The organism is Sporosarcina sp. NCCP-2331 (assembly GCF_023707945.1).
Classification (GTDB): Bacteria; Bacillota; Bacilli; order Bacillales_A; family Planococcaceae; genus Sporosarcina; species Sporosarcina cascadiensis.
In genome coordinates, this window is record NZ_BRCD01000029.1 from 25,967 (window position 1) to 43,293 (window position 17,327).

Here is a 17,327-nt window from a genome sequence, read left to right on the forward strand (position 1 = left end):
ATCTAAAACGCTTACAAAATCCATTATAAGCATCTTTTATGGTTTTGTGAATGGTTAAGACGTTTTTTTATTTATAAATATTCTAAAAGGCTGGCGAAAAACTATGATTTCATTTGATTCACAACGCTTACAAACCTACACTCGTCAATGGTTGCCTGCATTACTGATTGCGATGTTTGTACTCATCATCCCGCCTATAGGATTTGCAGTCATTTTAGCTTTTTTCACAGCACCGCTAGTGAATGCCTTGATTTCACTCACTAGACTGCCGGCATTTTTAGCGGCATTAATCATTATGGCCGCCATAGGATTTTTGCTGTATGCTTTTGTTTTCTTCTCTGTCAACGGATTTATTTCGATAATCTGGACAATTGAAGATCAATTAGCGCTTGTCTTAGACATGATAGACAGCAAAGGCCTGCAATTTAATGTGGCGGCTGAACAATTTATCCAATCAAGCCATGAAGCAATGGAAGCTGTTCTCACTTTCTTCCAAAAATTATTCCAGCATTTATTTAGCCTGTTTATGTTTTTAATTGCTTATTTTTTCGCTTTGCGGGAAAGTGCTTCGAATCGTTTTTGGTTTCTAGTTTATTTCCCTCAGAAACTTCGTCCGGCAGCACAAAGGATATTCTCAAAAGCAAGTAGCTTGATGGGACATTTCTTCTCAGTACAGATTCGATTATTTTTCATTACCTTTTTACTCATGAGCATAGGATTTTGGTTCCTCGGATTTGAGTCGCATTTTACGAAAGCTTTTTTGCTGTCTTTATTCGACAGTATCCCGTTTTTAGGGATAGGACTGGTATTTTTACCGATGATCGCTTTTATGCTGTATATTGAAAACGTACAATCAGCAATCGGATTACTCGTTTTATACGTCTTACTGCTCATAGTCCGGCAGATGACAGAGTCCTATTTATGGGCGCATACTTTCAAATTACGGACCGTTCATTCATTCCTGATCACTGCATGCGCTGTATATTTATTCGGTTTATACGGCATTCTGTTTTTACCATTTTTTCTTTTTCTTGCATTAAAAGTAAAAGAACATCCTGCATTCACATGACGCGAATTTGACCATTTCTCATTTTATTATAAAGCCATTTTATAATAAACGGATACAGTATTTTACGTGGACCGCTGAACAGCAGTAATAAACCAATCAGATCTGTAATAAATCCCGGAATCAGTAATAGTAATCCGCCAATGAAAATACACGCACTGTCAATCAGCGCTTTGCCCGGTGTTTCACGATTCGCCAAACGATACTGAAGATCTTGCCAAGCGCGCAAGCCTTGCTTTTTAGCTAAATAGGCACCGCTTATTCCTGTTGCCAGGATAATGAAAATCGTCGGTAAAATTCCCAGTGCTTTACCTGAATATATTAACAGCGCCAGTTCTGCAGTTGGAACAATAATGAAAAGACCTACTAACCACTTCATAACGTAACCTCCGAAAAGACCGCCTTCTCAAATTTAGAGAATAGCGGTCTGAATGTTTTACAATACTTTAGCATGCCCATTATAAATGACGCCTGTAGCTGCATCCATTGTAATGTCACTGCCACTTTTTATAACTGATGTGATATTTTCAGCTCCGACAATAACAGGAATTCCCAAGCTCAATCCAACTACTGCAGCATGGCTGGTCAATCCGCTGGTTTCTGTGATGATGCCCGCACATCTCTCAAGTGCAGCATACATATCGCGATCAGTCGACCGTGTCACAATGATGTCTCCTTCAGTTATTTGAGTCAGTGCTTCTCTTGCTGAATTAATGATTTTAGCCTTACCGAACGCCACATTTTTACCAATTCCCTGTCCGCGTCCAATTAAATCACCAATGACATGAAGTTTCATCAAATTGGTTGTTCCTGCTTCGCCTACCGGCACGCCTGCGGTGATAATGACTACGTCACCGTGAGTTACATATTGATGTTTGACACTTTCTTCAACTGACTCCTGAAGGATGCCGTCAATATCCAGCGCTTTTTTACCAACAATCGGATAGACGCCCCAGACAAGTGTCAGTTTATTGGAAACTGCCTCGGAACGAGTAACTGCAATGATCGGAACACCCGGACGGTACTTCGCAATCATTATGGCAGTCTGACCGCTTTCCGTCGGTGCCAAGATGACTTTTACATTCAGATTCAGCGCTGTGTAGGCCGCAGCCTGTCCAATTGCCTCTGTAAGGTTTCCTTCTTTTTCCTTACTGCGTGTAGATACAACTGAGTGGAAATCCATGGAATCTTCCGTAGAAACAGCAATCTTGTTCATGACTTTTACAGATTCAATCGGGTAAAGTCCGGCAGCCGTCTCACCTGAAAGCATAATTGCATCAGAACCGTCTAAGATGGCATTTGCGACGTCACTGGCTTCAGCTCTTGTAGGACGCGGATTTCTCTGCATAGAATCCAGCATTTGTGTAGCAGTAATAACAGGTTTACCAAATTGGTTACATTTTTTGATCATCATTTTTTGGACAAGCGGCACTTCTTCAGCTGGAATTTCCACACCTAAGTCTCCGCGTGCAACCATTAGACCATCCGACAATTGAAGTATTTCATCTAAATTGTCTACGCCTTCCTGGTTTTCAATCTTTGGTACGATATGAAGGTGTCCGCCATTATTATTTTCAAGCAATTCACGGATTTCCATTACGTCTGATGCCCGGCGAACAAAGGAAGCTGCGATAAAATCAACATCTTGTTCAATACCGAAGAGAATATCTTCTTTATCTTTGTCTGTAATTCCAGGAAGCTGAACAGAGACATTTGGAACGTTAACGCCTTTATTATTCTTTAAAGGTCCGGCGTTGATGACTTTCGTATGGATCAAGCCTTTTTCTTCGTCTTTTCCTGTTACCTCTAATTCAATCAAACCGTCGTCAAGGAGGACAAATGATCCGCGGTCAACGTCTTTGATCAATTCCTCATAGGTTACAGAGAACACTTCTTCTGTTCCAAGCACTTCTTCCATCGAGATGTCGATGGCCTGTCCTCTGACTAATTCAATCTGATCGTCTTTCATTTTATGTGTCCGGATTTCAGGGCCTTTTGTGTCCAATAAAATACCGACAACTTTTCCTTTTTCTCTTGCTGCTTTACGAATTCTTTCGATACGTACTCGGTGTTCTTCTTGGGTGCCGTGGGAGAAGTTCAGACGCGCAACGTTCATCCCTGCGTCAATCAGTTTTTTCAGCGATTCATACGATTCACTGGCCGGACCGATTGTACACACGATTTTTGTCTTTCTCACTGCTTATCGCTCCTCTGTGTTGTGTAGACTATAACAATTAGATGGATAAAGTTTCGGCTAGATCCAATAATGATAAGTCCAACTTTTCTCGTTTCGTAAACACTTCTTCTAAATTATAGTCTACCACTTTATGATTTCTCATACCAATGGCAACATTCGTTTTTCCTTCAATTAATGCTTCAACCGCTCTTGCGCCGTACTGACTTGCAATAACTCGGTCCCGAGCAGATGGTGATCCGCCTCTTTGCATATGGCCCAAAATAGAAACCCTCGTTTCTACATTCGCCTCTTTTTTCAGTATTTCCGCCAATTCGCTCGCCGGCATCATTCCTTCTGCAAGCACGATAATACTATGTTTTTTTCCCCGGTCTGTACTTTGTTTGATCCGGTTGATAATGGAACTAACATCAAATTCTTTTTCCGGCAATAAAATCGATTCTGCTCCGCCGCCCAGTCCTGCCCATAACGCCAAATCGCCGGCGTCGCGCCCCATCACTTCAATGATGAATGAACGGTCATGCGAAGTCGCCGTGTCACGAATTTTATCTATTGCTTCTACAACGGTATTCAGCGCGGTATCAAATCCAATTGTAAACTGAGTGCCGTTAATGTCGTTATCGATTGTCGCGGGCACACAGGCACAGGGAACGCCCAGCTTCACCAGTTCATTGGCCCCTCTGAACGAACCGTCTCCTCCGATTACGACGACCCCTTCTATACCGTGCAGTTTAATTTGACGCAGTGCTTTTTCACGGCCTTCGACTGTGGTAAATTCAGGACATCTTGCTGAACGCAATATCGTTCCGCCTCTTTGAATAATATCTCCGACTGAACCCAATTGAAACTGTTCGATTTTGCCGTCGATTAATCCTTGGTATCCATTAAACACACCTGCCACTTCCAGCCCTTCAAAAATTGCTTTCCTGACAACCGAACGAATGGCTGCATTCATCCCTGGGGCATCTCCGCCACTAGTCAACACAGCAATTTTTTTCATCCCGCACTCTCCTTTCCTCTTTACCGGTTATGTAATGAGCAAAAGATGCGGTTTCCCGCATCTTTCATTCCGAAAAGACACCAATATTACGGAACTTTTCATAACGCTGATCGATTAATTCATCAGCAGAGAGTTCGCATAATATTTGCAGAGATCTGCGCAGTGTTTCCCGCATTTCTACTGCTTGCTGAGCTGTATCTCGATGTGCTCCGCCAAGTACCTCGGGAATAATTTCATCGATAATTTTCATGTTCTTTAAATCTGGTGCAGTAATTTTCATCGCTTCAGCCGCCTGCTTGGCAAGTGACGGATCTTTCCACAATATAGACGCCGCACCTTCGGGTGAGATGACAGAGTATGTGGAGTTCTCAAGCATATGAATGTGGTTCGCGACACCCAGCGCCAAAGCACCGCCGCTTCCGCCTTCACCAATAACAACAGAAATTACAGGAACCTTCAAACCTGCCATTTCCACTAAATTGCGGGCAATGGCTTCACTCTGGCCGCGCTCTTCTGCCGCTTTACCCGGATAGGCTCCTTTTGTATCAATAAAGCAGACAATCGGACGATTGAATTTTTCTGCCTGTTTCATTAAGCGCAATGCTTTTCGGTAACCTTCAGGATGCGGCATGCCAAAATTCCTTCTGACATTTTCTTTTGTATCTTTCCCTCTTTGATGTCCGATAATCGTAATGGGCATTTCTTCAAATGAAGCGATGCCGCCGATGATTGCTTCATCATCTGCAAAGTTTCGGTCGCCGTGAAGCTCAATGAAATCTTCAAAAAGACTCTCGATATAATCTTTCGTCGTAGGTCTTGCCGGGTGTCTCGCCACTTGCACACGATCCCACGGTTCCATCTTTTCGTATATATCTTTTTCTAATTTTGATAAACGTTTTTTTAGATTACTGATTTCAGACGTGAGATCCACATCATTGACTGCAGTATATTCTTCCAGCTCATTAATTTTTTCACGCAATTTTACAATGGGTTCTTCAAACGCTAATGTTTTACTCATGCCAGTTCTGTCTCCTTTCTTGCATGCAGATGAATGATTTTACTCATCAAATCCACCATGTCATTTCGGTGAACTACTGCATCGACCTGACCGTGGCTAAGCAGAAATTCAGCTGTCTGGAAATCTTCCGGTAATTTTTCACGGACGGTTTGTTCAATGACGCGTCTTCCCGCAAAACCAATCAGTGCTTTCGGTTCTGCCAGATTTATGTCACCAACAGATGCAAAACTGGCTGAAACTCCGCCGGTCGTCGGATAAGTCATAATGGATACAAATAACAGGCCTTTATTGGAATGACGCTTTAAGGCAACACTCACTTTTGCCATTTGCATCAGACTCAACACACCCTCCTGCATCCGCGCTCCGCCGCTCGCTGAGAAAATCAGCATCGGAATACCAAGTTCTGTTGCTTTTTCTACAGCTCTTGTGATTTTTTCACCTACTACCGACCCCATCGAACCCATTCGGAAATGTGCATCCATGACGGCAATCGCTACTTGACGTCCCTGGATCTTTCCGACGCCTGTCAAAACCGCTTCATTCAAACCGGTCGCAGCCGCATCTGCCTTGATTTTTTCCGTGTATGAAGGGAAATCCAGAGGGTTTTCAGTTATCAGATGATCGTCCATGGATGTAAAACTTTCAGCATCCAGTAATTGTTGGATCCGTTCGTGGGCAGTCATTTTGAAATGATGCTGACATTCAGGACAGACCTTGCTGTTTTTCATCAGATCTTTTGTCAGGATTACATGTTTACACTCCGGACATTTCGTCATGATTCCTTCCGGTACATCGTTCTTTCCTTTTGCAGAAGGTATCGTAGCATTGTCTTCTTTTGATTTCTTTTTAAATAATTCTCGGATACTCATTCCATTTCCCCTCTTTCTCCTTCAACTCGGTTCATCCATTGTGTGTAATACTTAATTGCCTGTTCCATGTTTCCTGCTATCATTTCATCTAGCAATGCGCTTGCCGTTTCTACTTCATCGTGCTCCATGATAGCCACATCAAAAGACACACCGCTATATTGTTTCAATAAAAACCAAATTTTTAAAGACAGGCGATTTTCAGTCGCAACAATTGTTTCACGTATTAAATCTTCTCGCAGGAAAATTGCATCGGATTCACGCATTTTAGTCTGCATGCCCCGCCAGACCGGCAGCGCGCGTAATTCTTCGTCCTCTGTCACAGCGATGATGGCAGCCCGTTCATGAATCATTCTGGTCTCTGTCACATCTTCTACCGAGCGGGCCTGCTGCATAATGAAGCTGGACAGCACCTCCACTAACTGATGCTTCTTAAAATCAGACAAATATGTCCCTTCACCGCGCCTGGTCTCGATTAAACCAAGCAGTTCCATACTTCGCAACGCTTCACGGACTGCTGACCTTCCAACCTGCAAATGTTCAGCAAGATGGCGTTCCGAAGGCAGTTTATCACCATATTGAATGCCTTTATCTTTAATTAGTAATTGCAGTTCTCCGATAATATCCAAAAATCTCTTGGATGAGGATTGTGAATTTTGCATTGAAGAACTCCTTTATTGTTCTATCGGCAAAGTGGTCTGACCACCTTGCTTACTAGCATACAAAAAAGAATACGCTCCGTAAAGGCAAAACCTGAAATTTCATCAGTTTATTTCATCCTGACTGAACGCTCGCTTTTAAAAAATAAAGATGCAGCCAGTAACAGCATGGGTTACTGGCTATCAAGAAATTCGACCGATTGATTTATTCTTTCTGATCTGCGGATAACGGGATACACCGTTCCGCAATCAGTTGTACTGATTGATTGCGATAATCTATTGAACCGGCCACTTGGATAAAATGATTTTCTGTCAAATGAATACTGGTTTCTGCATATTGTTTCGGAAATACAGTACAGGAAATCTCCCCTGTTTCATCTTGCAGCGTAAAAAAAGCCATTGCTTCCCCTTTTTTCGTTCGGATTCGCTTGACGGATAAAATCATTCCCATACAATTGACTTTTGCACCCGCCCGCATAGTAACCGCGGAATCGATGGATTGAATTTCTGCAGCGGACTGCTGTTTCAGCTGCTGTACCGGGTGTTCTGACAAGTAAAACCCTAAAGTGTCCCGTTCAAAACGCAGCATGGTCATTCGGTCCATTTTTCCTCCGGGGGTGTACTTTGGCCGGGAGTTAAATTGAAACTGGTCACTGAACGCATCATCCCCAATATATAATGCATGAGAATGAGCTGCCTCAAATGAAGCAAGAAGAACAGATCTCGTCTCTCCAAATTCATCTAAAGCACCTGCTTTAATTAGAGGAAGAAGTGCTTTTTCAGTGAAATGGCCGGCGCCCATTGCCACAGCCATATCAAACATGGAATTCCAGTGATTCTTTTGACGCGCCTCAGCGAGCTGCTGATAGAAAGTATAGGTTACTCCTTTAATCGCCCCAAGCCCCAGACGTATGACCTCCCCTTCTACCGTATGTCCGTAACGGCTCTTTTGAACAGAAGGAGGAGCAATCTGTATTCCTTTGGCCTGAATTTCGCGAATCAGTTCCATCATCTTTTCTTTACTGCCTGTAAGTGAAGATAAATAGGCCGCATAAAAATACAGCGGTTCATTTGCTTTAAAGTAAGCCAGCCGATAAGAAATCAGCGTATACGCCACAGCATGACTCTTTGGGAATCCATAATCTGCAAATTTGACGATTAAGTTATAGACGTTATTCGCTTTGTCCCGGTTAAATCCTTTTTTTGTCGCACCGGCAATAAAATGCTGGCGCTCTTCTTCCAATACTTGCTGGTTCTTTTTACTAATGGCCCGGCGCAGCAAGTCTGCCTCCGCCATCGAGAATCCGGCTATTTCGACAGCAATCTTCATAATCTGTTCCTGATAAATGATAATGCCGTATGTATCCGACAAAATCGGCTGTAATTCAGGAATCTCATAATTTGTCGGTTCCTGCCCTTTTTTACGACGGCTGTACAGAGGAATAAATTCCATTGGACCCGGTCTGTAGAGCGCATTTACAGAATACAAATCTTTAAAATCATCCGGCTGAATGGCCCTTAGCGCCTGACGCATGCCGGGAGATTCAAATTGAAAAATCCCTGTCGTATCCCCCGACTTAAATAAGCGATACGTAGGCTGATCATTAAAAGAAATTTTTTCAAAATCGATATATTGGTTTTTATTATAGTGGATCATAGAATGTATACGGTCGAGCAATGTAAGATTTCTCAACCCTAAGAAATCCATTTTCAATAAACCTGCTTCTTCCACGTCTTCCATTGCCCATTGTGTCAAAAACACTTCTTCAGTGCCCAATTGCAGCGGCACAAAATGGACGAGCGGTTCTGCTGAGAGTACGACTCCCGCTGCGTGTGTTGAAGCATTTCTCGGTAAATCCTCTAATTTTTCAGCCGCTTGCTGCCAAAGTGCTCTCTTCGGATCCACCGCAATCCAATCCTGCAATTTTTTCGATTGCTCAACGGAATCCTTGAACGACAGCCCCCTGCTCAGCGCGTTAGAAATAAAGCGTACTTCTTCCGGTGAGAAATCCAACACTCTTCCTACATTCCGCGCCACAGCCTTCGTCGACAATGTGCCGAATGTAATGATTTGTGCTGTATATTGTTTACCGTATGTCTCCGCTACATAATTTACGACTTCAGTCCGGCGGTTATCTGCAAAATCAATGTCAATGTCAGGCATTGTTACTCTTTGAGGATTTAAAAACCTCTCAAACAGCAAGCCGTAATGAATAGGATCCACTTCTGTTATCCCCAATGAAAACGCCACAAGTGAGCCTGCAGACGATCCCCGTCCCGGTCCCACAAGAATCTTTTGGCTTTTTGCAAATTTAACATAATCCTCAACGATCAAAAAGTAATCAGTAAAGCCCATTTCTTCAATTACGTCTATTTCGTAATGCAATCGATCCATGTATTCTTCAGGTATTGGCTGAAAACGTTTCTGAAGTCCATGCAGACATTTTTCTGTGAGTAATGATGCAGGTGTCTGAGCATTGCCGACTGGGAACACAGGCATCTGGAAAGGGCCTTTTGAAAGTTCCACCTGACACGAACGAAGAAGTTCCTCCATTGTATGAAGCCATTGCGGAACATCGCGGAACCATTCGAGCAGCTCACTCTCTTCAGGTAAAAAGGCCTGTCGAAAACGATTCGGCGGCTTTTGAGGATCATTCAGTTTATAGCCGTTTCGAATGGCAGCAGCCACTTCGTAGGCAGGAAAATCTTCAAGATGAAGAAACCGCGTTTCCTGACAGGCAATAACACGCAGGCCGCAGTTTTCAGCAATTTGAACAAGTGTTTCTTCTTCCGGATGGCGAAATCCTCCCGGACGCGCTATTCCGATAAAAGCAGTTGCTGTGTCTCCGCCTCCTACGATCTGACGAACCACTTCATCCGTACGATAATCAGCCCATGAAGAATCGGTCACCGCACAGACTATCGAGCACGATTCACGATATGCATTTAGCCAGGCAAGGGGCAAATTTTCTTCTTCACGTGTTGAGATTGCACTGCTCATTTTCATCAGATTAGAAAAGCCCTGCTGATTGTGGGCGTAGACATATACCAGCAGATCTTTCTCTTCCACTGTGACATATACCGATAGACCGATGACAGGCTGAATACCATATTTCAGCAGCATTTTACTGAACGAGCGGACACCGTATAATTTACTATTTACGATTGCAGCAGAACGGGCCCCTCTTTTTTGTAAAAGAGGAGCCAGTTCGTCTAATTTCACTATTCCGCGCAGCAGATCTGCGCCTGTAATGATTTGCGGGTACATCAGGTCCATAGCAATCCCTCAGCTCTGCTTAGTAATTTCGGCAAAGTTCCTGTAACTTCCCAATGACTTCATCTGCTTCTTTCCAAGAATAAACGGATGCTCCAGAGGCAAGCGGATGGCCGCCGCCTTTATATTGCATCGCCAGTGTATTGATTACCGGTCCTTTTGAACGCAGACGGACACGAATCTGATCGTCTTCCTCGACGAAAATAATCCATGCGCAAATTCCTTTTACATTCCCGAGAGAACCGACTAAATCTGACGTTTCAGCTACCGTCACATTAAATTGCTTCAAAATTTCCTGTGTCAGTTTAATATAGGCGGCTCCGTTCTCATCAATCGTAAAGTTCTGATAAATATAACCCTGCAGATGCAGGATTTTACGGTCCACTTCATACATATCCGCAAATAATTGTGTGCGGTCAAAGTTTTGTTTAATCAATGAACTCGCCACTTCAAAGGTCTTTTCAGTCGCACTCTGGAACATGAAACGTCCGGTGTCACCGACAATTCCTGCGAATAAAAAGCGAGCGGCTTCAGCTGACATTTCCCAGCCGGACGAAGCCTGGCCTTCTTCAAAAAGAGTGTAAATCATTTCCGAACAGGAGCTGGCGTCTGTATTTACCCACCGCTCATCACCATAAGGATCCTCATTCGGATGATGGTCAATCTTTAAAAGGAAAGCACCCCGGTCAAAGTAAGGCCCATCGATCCGATCGGTATTTGCTGTATCCGTAACAATGACCAGCGCTCCATTGTAATCTTCTTCCGCCACGCAGTCGGGTTCGGCTAAATAACTTAACAGTACATCGTGCGTTCCTGCTGCCATTATGTGCTTCTTTGGATAATTTTTCTCCAGCAAAGCCTTTAACCCCATCTGAGATCCATATGCATCCGGGTCTGGACGGACATGCCGATGGATGATGATGGTCTCATATTGTTCAATTGTGTCTATGATTTGTCGTTTCATGAGGATTCCTCCAAGTTCTTGTTCTAGTATTCGCAATTGCCATGAAAAGCCGATACAATATATAGTGACTAAAAGGTTCAATACCGATAGATTACTTTCATGTAATGGAGGCTTTTTTTAATGGGAACGATCAATTTTCTATTTGTTTTTGGCATTGTTGCTTCCGGCGTTTTTTATTTTGCTTTTAAGACCCGGCAATTCCGCACAAGCCATATGTTTCCGATTCGCAAGAAGATGTATGCCAGCATGGCGGGCACTGCACTCGGCACACTGCTGATTTTTTTCGGCATCAACCAATTATTGTTGTTTGAAGGAGTCCTGACATACATTGTAGTAGCTATTTTCGTTTTATTCGGCGGCTATGTAGCCATCTTTAACTTTAAAGCAATGAAACACTACAAGCAGTTCGTAGCCGAAGAACGTGCACTTAATGAAAACTGATGTCCATGGACATCAGTTTTTTTGTGCTTTTATTTATCAAAGAGCTGGAACATTCCCATGGCTTTTGCCACGATGCTTCCATTGGAAAACAGTTCAATTTCCAGTTTGATGAAACGTCTGCTCACATGCAGCAGTTTAGGCTCCACTTTCACCGTTGCACCCAGCTGGACTTGTTTAATGAAATAGATTGTAATGTTTTCAGGTACACTTTCCCCTTTTTTCTGAATGCGAATGACCCGGCTGCCTGCTTCATTCAAAATAGTCAGCATCGCGCCATATGAGAGGGAACCGAATTGGTTCGTCATTTGCGGCACAACAGCGAATTCGATATTTTCGGGTTCATTCGGAATCGCTTTCATTTGATTCTTGATGATATCGTCAATAGTTTCGCCCTGCTGCGGCTGGCGCTGCGTCATTTGAAGGGCTTTTAATACGTCCTGACGGCTGATAATACCTTCTAAAATGCCTGCATCCGATACTACAGGCATAAGATCAATCCCTTCCCAAATCATACTGTGCCCTGCAGAGGCAACACTCATTTTGCCGCTGACCGTAATAGGGTTCGGCGTCATCACTTTTCTGATAATATCCATGTTGGGTTTGCTCACTACATCACGAGAGGTAAGGATACCCACCAATTTACCGTTAGATTCTACTACTGGATAGGCAGAGTGGGAAGTTTGATGATTGACTTCATAAAACTGGTCCACCGAGTCTTCCGGAGATAAAGTCACCGTTTGGGCGATCGGTGTTAAAATATCTTCTACCAATAAAATTTCTTTTTCAATCAGCTGGTCGTAAATTGCACGATTAAGCATAGTAGCAACCGTGAACGTATCATAGCTCGTGGAGATGACAGGCAAATTCATTTCATCTGCCAGCTGTTTCACTTCATCAGATGCATCAAAACCACCAGTCACAAGGACAGCAGCACCCGCTTTTATTGCAATTTCATGCGCTTTCAGGCGGTTCCCTACAATTAGCAGACTGCCTGCGTCTATATAGCGGATCATATCATCAAGCTGCATTGCGCCTATTACAAACTTTGTTAAGGTCTTATGTAAACCGTCACGACCGCCCAGCACCACTCCGTCTACGATATTAATGACTTCGGCAAATGTCAGGCGTTCTATATTTTCTTTTTTCTTTTTCTCTATGCGAATTGTACCGACACGTTCAATCGTGTTGACTAGCTTTTGGTTTTCGGCTTCTTTTATCGCACGATATGCAGTTCCGTCACTTACTTCCAGCGCTTTGGCTACCTGGCGAACGGAGATTTTTTCTCCAACTGCCAGACTTTCAATATAACGCAAAATCTGTTCGTGTTTTGTTGACATGGCTTCACCTTTTTCTTCCAGCTGTTTTGAACGATTTAGGCTTTTTGCTAATCATACCATAAATCAATCAAAAAGCGGTCAAAGACGACAACAAAGCGTCTTGACCGCGATATTATTTTATTTTTGTTCTTTAATGACGTTATAATTCAATGATTTCTCCTGCCTGCATGATCTTCACTTCATGGGACGTGACAAGTGATGCGAAATCCTCGGGATCCTGCTCGATTGGCGGAAACGTATTATAGTGGACGGGCACTGTTAACTTTGGTTTCAGAATCTCTACTGCCTTCGCAGCGTCTGCCGGCCCCATAGTGAAATTATCGCCGATTGGAAGAAATGCTATATCAATTAGGTCTTCTGCGTACAATTTCATGTCACTGAACAACGAAGTGTCTCCAGCGTGATAGATGATTTTCCCTTCAATTGTCAGCAGCAATCCTGCCGGCATCCCGGTGTAGATGATTTCATTATCTTCAGTTGTATAAGAGGAACTGTGGAACGCCTGTGTATACTTAACTGTACCAAAATCAAACTCCTTAGCCCCTCCAATATTCATGCCATGCGTCTGCAGTCCTTGGAATCCTAAATAAACAGCCAATTCGTTTGGAGCTACTACAAGAATATTTTCTCTTTTTGCAATGTCCATTGTATCACCGACATGATCATTATGACCATGCGTCAATAAAATGACATCCGGCTTTTCATCTTTTGCATTAAGATCAGTGAGTTTGTTGCCGGTAATAAATGGATCAATCAATATCGTCTTTCCCTTGGTCTCAATTTTCACGATTGAATGGCCGTGGTACGAAATTTTCACAAAGATCACTCTCCTAAATATAATAACCCGCTATATCTACCTTCTCTAAAACAACATAAAATCCTCTTTTTTGTTATACTGACAGAAACAAAGGAGGCAACATCATGTCAAACTTGAAGAAAGTCCAAGATTTTTTGGTTGATCGTCAAATCGATGCGGCGTTAATCACAAATCCCGATAATATATTTTATCTGTCAAATTTCCGCAGTGATCCGCATGAGCGGTTACTGGGCGTGGTAATCTTTAAAGAAAAAGAACCATTCATTATCTGTCCTTCTATGGAAGTATCCGATGTAAAAGCAATTGGCTGGCCACATGATGTTATTGGCTATAAAGATACCGATAACGCCTTCGAGTTTTTGGAGAAAGCTATCCTGGATCGTATTTCCGAACTGACATTATTGGCAATTGAAAAAGAGCATCTGACAGTCGACCGATTTGAAATTCTTCAGGAGCGTTTCCCTGCACTGCTGTTTGCTAAATCAGATGACATGCTCGCGAAAAACCGGCTAATTAAAGACGTCAGGGAAATCGAATACTTACGAAAAGCTGCACAATTAGCAGACTATGCAATTGAGGTTGGCTGCGGCGAAATAGCCGAGGGCAAGACAGAGCTTGAAATCGTTCAGGCAGTCGAACAGGCTGTAAAGCAAAAAGGTGCAGAAAAAATGTCATTTGAAACTATCATTATTTCGGGCAAAAAAACTGCCTCCCCTCACGGCATACCCGGTGACCGCAGAATTGAAAAAGGTGATTTCATTCTTTTCGATCTGGGTGTGGTTTATAAAGGCTATTGCTCGGATATTACACGGACTGTTTCATTTGGTGAGCCAGCAGAAGCTAAGCTGAAAATTTATGAAACCGTTAAAAAAGCACAGCAGGCAGCCATTGACACTGTGCGTCCGGGGATTCTCGCGAAAGAAGTAGACTTAGCCGCACGCTCTATCATTGATGAAGCCGGCTATGGCGAACTGTTCCCGCATCGAATCGGGCACGGTCTCGGTATTTCGGTCCATGAATATCCGTCCATCACAGAACACAGTAATCTGCCGCTCGAAGAAGGTATGGTGTTCACGATCGAGCCGGGTATCTACGATCCTGAAATTACAGGCGTACGGATTGAAGATGATGTACTCGTCACAAAAGACGGTGTGGAAGTATTAACAAAGTTCCCTAAAGAGCTTAAAATAATTGAATAAAAGAAGGCTCGTCACCAAAACATGTGCTTGACAGTCTATTTCATGGATTTGACTATGATTGCGCAGTATAGAATGGTAAGTGGGTAGGAGACCGTTCCCCTGCGTTCCAGGCGGACGCGTGTCTTGCGGGCCCGCGGTGAGCCAAGCGAACAGCGAAGGGTTCGCTTGGCCGTATTTTTGCGCTCTTTGCAAAAATTAAGGCACCTGTCGGCGTACTTAGGTTGCCTGGAACGAAGGTCACTGGCTGGTGTTTCAGGACTTTTTTTGTGAGTGTGCAGTATGAGTGTATCTGAGGTTATTATAATAAGTGCGATGTTTCATGCAATACTTAGTATTCTGTAAAGAAGTTAGATTCTTGAACTTCCTGCAAAGTCGAGAAACAAAAACCATACCAACTAATACGCACTCTGCAAAAGAGCAGTATGACATACTTTCTTGAATACCAGCGAAGGCGCAACTGCGGGGTCGGCCGTTGCTGTGAGACTGCTGGCACGCTCTTTGTCAGTAGGCTCATAGCGTAAGGCAATCCCCCAGCGCCGAAGCGGGTTTAAACTGCAGCAGGATTTTCGCAATACTGACATGACAAGTTTTCAAGAACCGATTTTGGTGCAGCCCCCCAAAAAACAGTCCAACACAGATTAGCAGTGTTGGACTGTTTTCGTCTTATATGGTTTCTAAAACGTTAGTAACATCAGTATGCTCGAGCTCCTGAGCTTCAGCTACCGCTTTGTACGTAACTTTACCGGCCAGTGTGTTGAGACCTTTACGCAGTGCTTCATTGTCTAAGCATGCTTGCTTGACGCCTTTATTGGCAATTTGCAATGCATATGGAATCGTGACATTTGTTAATGCAACTGTAGAAGTCTGCGGAACTGCTCCCGGCATGTTCGCTACTGCGTAATGCACGATGCCGTGCTTCACGTAAGTTGGATCATCATGTGTCGTGACACGGTCAGACGTTTCGAAAATCCCGCCTTGGTCAATCGCGATATCAATCACTACAGAACCAGGTTTCATGGATTTCACCATTTCTTCCGTAACCAATGTCGGAGCCTTAGCACCAGGTATGAGTACGCAGCCGATAACCAAATCCGCGTCTTTCACGGAATTTGCAATATTATATGGATTCGAAACAAGCGTTTGGATATCTTTTCCGAACTGCTCGTCCAGTTGACGAACGCGCTCAACGGAAAGATCAAGGATGGTGACGTGTGCACCGATTCCGATTGCCACACGCGCAGCATTCGTTCCGGCTTGTCCTCCGCCTATGATAGTAATCTTACCACGGGAAACACCAGGTACGCCTGCAAGCAGGATTCCTTTACCGCCTTTTGTCTTTTCAAGATATTGCGCACCAATCTGGGTCGCCATCCGGCCGGCCACCTCACTCATCGGCGCTAGTAATGGCAAAGAACCGTTGGGTAATTGTACTGTTTCATAGGCAATTGCCGTAACTTTATTTTCAATCAGCGCTTTGGTTAAGTTTACTTCTGGAGCTAAATGTAAATACGTGAATAACACTAATCCTTCACGGAAGTATTGGTATTCTGAAGAAGCAGGTTCTTTGACCTTTAATACCATATCGACATCCCAGGCTTCTGCAGCGGTCGGAACGATTATCGCTCCCGCTTCCTTATACTCTTCATCCTGAAAGCTGGACCCCAAACCTGCACCTGTTTCAATATATACTTCATGTCCGGCAGTTTTTAAAGTCAGGACACTGGCAGGGGCTATTGCCACTCGGTTTTCATTGTTTTTAACTTCTTTTGGAACACCTATACGCATGCAAAATCCTCCTAAATTGAAAGTTACGTTAATCGCTCATGTTATCTTGCCGATTAATGTCAATTTCATCTTATCAGAAAATATAAGTTTTTTCCTCTTTTTTTTCACTCATTCCCTATCGTTTTCAAATTTGATGCTTTAGAGAAATAGTTTCGACAAAATAGAAGGAATATCTTAAGTTATGAAGAATAGAGTAGTGTAGAAACAATTTAACTTTAAGGATGGAGTGGTATTTATGGCATTGACGTACAAAAATATTATTGTAGCCGTAGACGGTTCTGATGAGGCAAAATGGGCATTTAAAAAAGCAATCGCGATTGCAGATCGCAATGATGCAACTCTTCACTTAATCAACATCATTGATACTCGTTCGTATGCGGCAGTCGAAGCATATGATCGTTCAATTGCTGAAAGAGCTCAAAAGTATGCGGAAGAGTTATTGACCGAATACCGGGGCGAAGCGGCTCAGGCTGGAATAACTAATACTCAAATTCATGTGGAGTATGGTTCGCCAAAGACTTTAATCCCTCGTGACATTGCGAATAAATTAGATGCAGATCTAATCATTTGCGGTGCTACCGGTCTTAACCGCGTAGAGCGTTTCCTAATCGGAAGTGTATCCGAAAACATTGTACGTTCTGCAAAATGTGACGTACTGGTAGTTCGTACACCAGAACACTTAGCTTAATAAAAAAACTCGTTCTTCA

15 protein-coding genes are annotated in these 17,327 nt (G+C 43.3%); 4 read left to right on the plus strand and 11 right to left on the minus strand.

Going from position 1 to position 17,327, the window contains the following annotated elements:
• Positions 1-103 precede the first annotated feature (103 nt).
• A complete protein-coding gene (locus NCCP2331_RS15025) occupies positions 104-1,069 on the plus strand; it encodes an AI-2E family transporter (RefSeq protein ID WP_153721478.1) in 966 nt (321 codons plus the stop codon).
• Here NCCP2331_RS15025 and NCCP2331_RS15030 read toward each other — a convergent pair.
• The 8 genes from NCCP2331_RS15030 to NCCP2331_RS15065 form a co-directional block, all read right to left on the minus strand.
• Entirely contained in the window at positions 1,062-1,445 is a 384-nt protein-coding gene (locus NCCP2331_RS15030) for an FxsA family protein (RefSeq protein ID WP_251671688.1), read from the minus strand. The two genes, NCCP2331_RS15025 and NCCP2331_RS15030, sit on opposite strands and share 8 nt — an antisense overlap.
• A gap of 57 nt (positions 1,446-1,502) precedes the next feature.
• On the minus strand, positions 1,503-3,263 hold the full coding sequence (gene pyk / locus NCCP2331_RS15035) for a pyruvate kinase (RefSeq protein ID WP_153721480.1): 1,761 nt from the start codon (positions 3,261-3,263) through the stop codon (positions 1,503-1,505).
• 37 nt (positions 3,264-3,300) lie between these two features.
• Entirely contained in the window at positions 3,301-4,260 is a 960-nt protein-coding gene (gene pfkA, locus NCCP2331_RS15040) for a 6-phosphofructokinase (RefSeq protein WP_251671689.1), read from the minus strand.
• 64 nt (positions 4,261-4,324) lie between these two features.
• A complete protein-coding gene (locus NCCP2331_RS15045) occupies positions 4,325-5,278 on the minus strand; it encodes an acetyl-CoA carboxylase carboxyltransferase subunit alpha (RefSeq protein WP_251671690.1) in 954 nt (317 codons plus the stop codon).
• Positions 5,275-6,147, minus strand: coding sequence for an acetyl-CoA carboxylase, carboxyltransferase subunit beta (gene accD, locus NCCP2331_RS15050; protein ID WP_251671691.1), 873 nt, complete (start codon positions 6,145-6,147; stop codon positions 5,275-5,277). Before accD ends, NCCP2331_RS15045 begins: the two co-directional genes overlap by 4 nt.
• Complete coding sequence (locus NCCP2331_RS15055) at positions 6,144-6,806, minus strand: FadR/GntR family transcriptional regulator (RefSeq protein WP_251671692.1); 663 nt, start codon at positions 6,804-6,806, stop codon at positions 6,144-6,146. The genes accD and NCCP2331_RS15055 overlap by 4 nt, the downstream gene beginning before the upstream one ends.
• A 202-nt stretch (positions 6,807-7,008) precedes the next feature.
• Positions 7,009-10,080, minus strand: a complete 3,072-nt coding sequence (locus tag NCCP2331_RS15060; protein ID WP_251671693.1) for a DNA polymerase III subunit alpha — start codon at positions 10,078-10,080, stop codon at positions 7,009-7,011.
• A gap of 19 nt (positions 10,081-10,099) precedes the next feature.
• Positions 10,100-11,041: a DHH family phosphoesterase gene (locus NCCP2331_RS15065; protein ID WP_251671694.1), complete on the minus strand. Its 942-nt coding sequence runs from the start codon at positions 11,039-11,041 to the stop codon at positions 10,100-10,102.
• A 120-nt stretch (positions 11,042-11,161) separates the two neighbouring features.
• Between NCCP2331_RS15065 and NCCP2331_RS15070 the strand changes: the two genes are divergently transcribed.
• Positions 11,162-11,482 carry a YtpI family protein gene (locus NCCP2331_RS15070; RefSeq protein WP_153721487.1) on the plus strand — a complete coding sequence of 107 codons (321 nt, stop codon included), beginning with the start codon at positions 11,162-11,164 and terminating at the stop codon, positions 11,480-11,482.
• A gap of 29 nt (positions 11,483-11,511) precedes the next feature.
• Here the strand turns inward: NCCP2331_RS15070 and NCCP2331_RS15075 are convergent, their stop codons facing one another.
• Complete coding sequence (locus tag NCCP2331_RS15075) at positions 11,512-12,819, minus strand: DRTGG domain-containing protein (protein ID WP_153721488.1); 1,308 nt, start codon at positions 12,817-12,819, stop codon at positions 11,512-11,514.
• Between the two features lie 139 nt (positions 12,820-12,958).
• Positions 12,959-13,636 (minus strand): metal-dependent hydrolase, encoded by a 678-nt coding sequence (locus tag NCCP2331_RS15080; RefSeq protein ID WP_251671695.1) that lies wholly within the window; start codon positions 13,634-13,636, stop codon positions 12,959-12,961.
• A gap of 104 nt (positions 13,637-13,740) precedes the next feature.
• Here NCCP2331_RS15080 and NCCP2331_RS15085 point away from each other — a divergent pair, with 104 nt between their 5' ends.
• A complete protein-coding gene (locus NCCP2331_RS15085; protein WP_285835522.1) occupies positions 13,741-14,835 on the plus strand; it encodes a M24 family metallopeptidase in 1,095 nt (364 codons plus the stop codon).
• 663 nt (positions 14,836-15,498) lie between these two features.
• Here the strand turns inward: NCCP2331_RS15085 and ald are convergent.
• Positions 15,499-16,620, minus strand: coding sequence for an alanine dehydrogenase (gene ald, locus NCCP2331_RS15090; RefSeq protein ID WP_153721491.1), 1,122 nt, complete (start codon positions 16,618-16,620; stop codon positions 15,499-15,501).
• Between the two features lie 235 nt (positions 16,621-16,855).
• Between ald and NCCP2331_RS15095 the strand changes: the two genes are divergently transcribed.
• On the plus strand, positions 16,856-17,308 hold the full coding sequence (locus tag NCCP2331_RS15095) for a universal stress protein (RefSeq protein WP_153721492.1): 453 nt from the start codon (positions 16,856-16,858) through the stop codon (positions 17,306-17,308).
• The last annotated feature ends 19 nt before the right edge of the window (positions 17,309-17,327 follow it).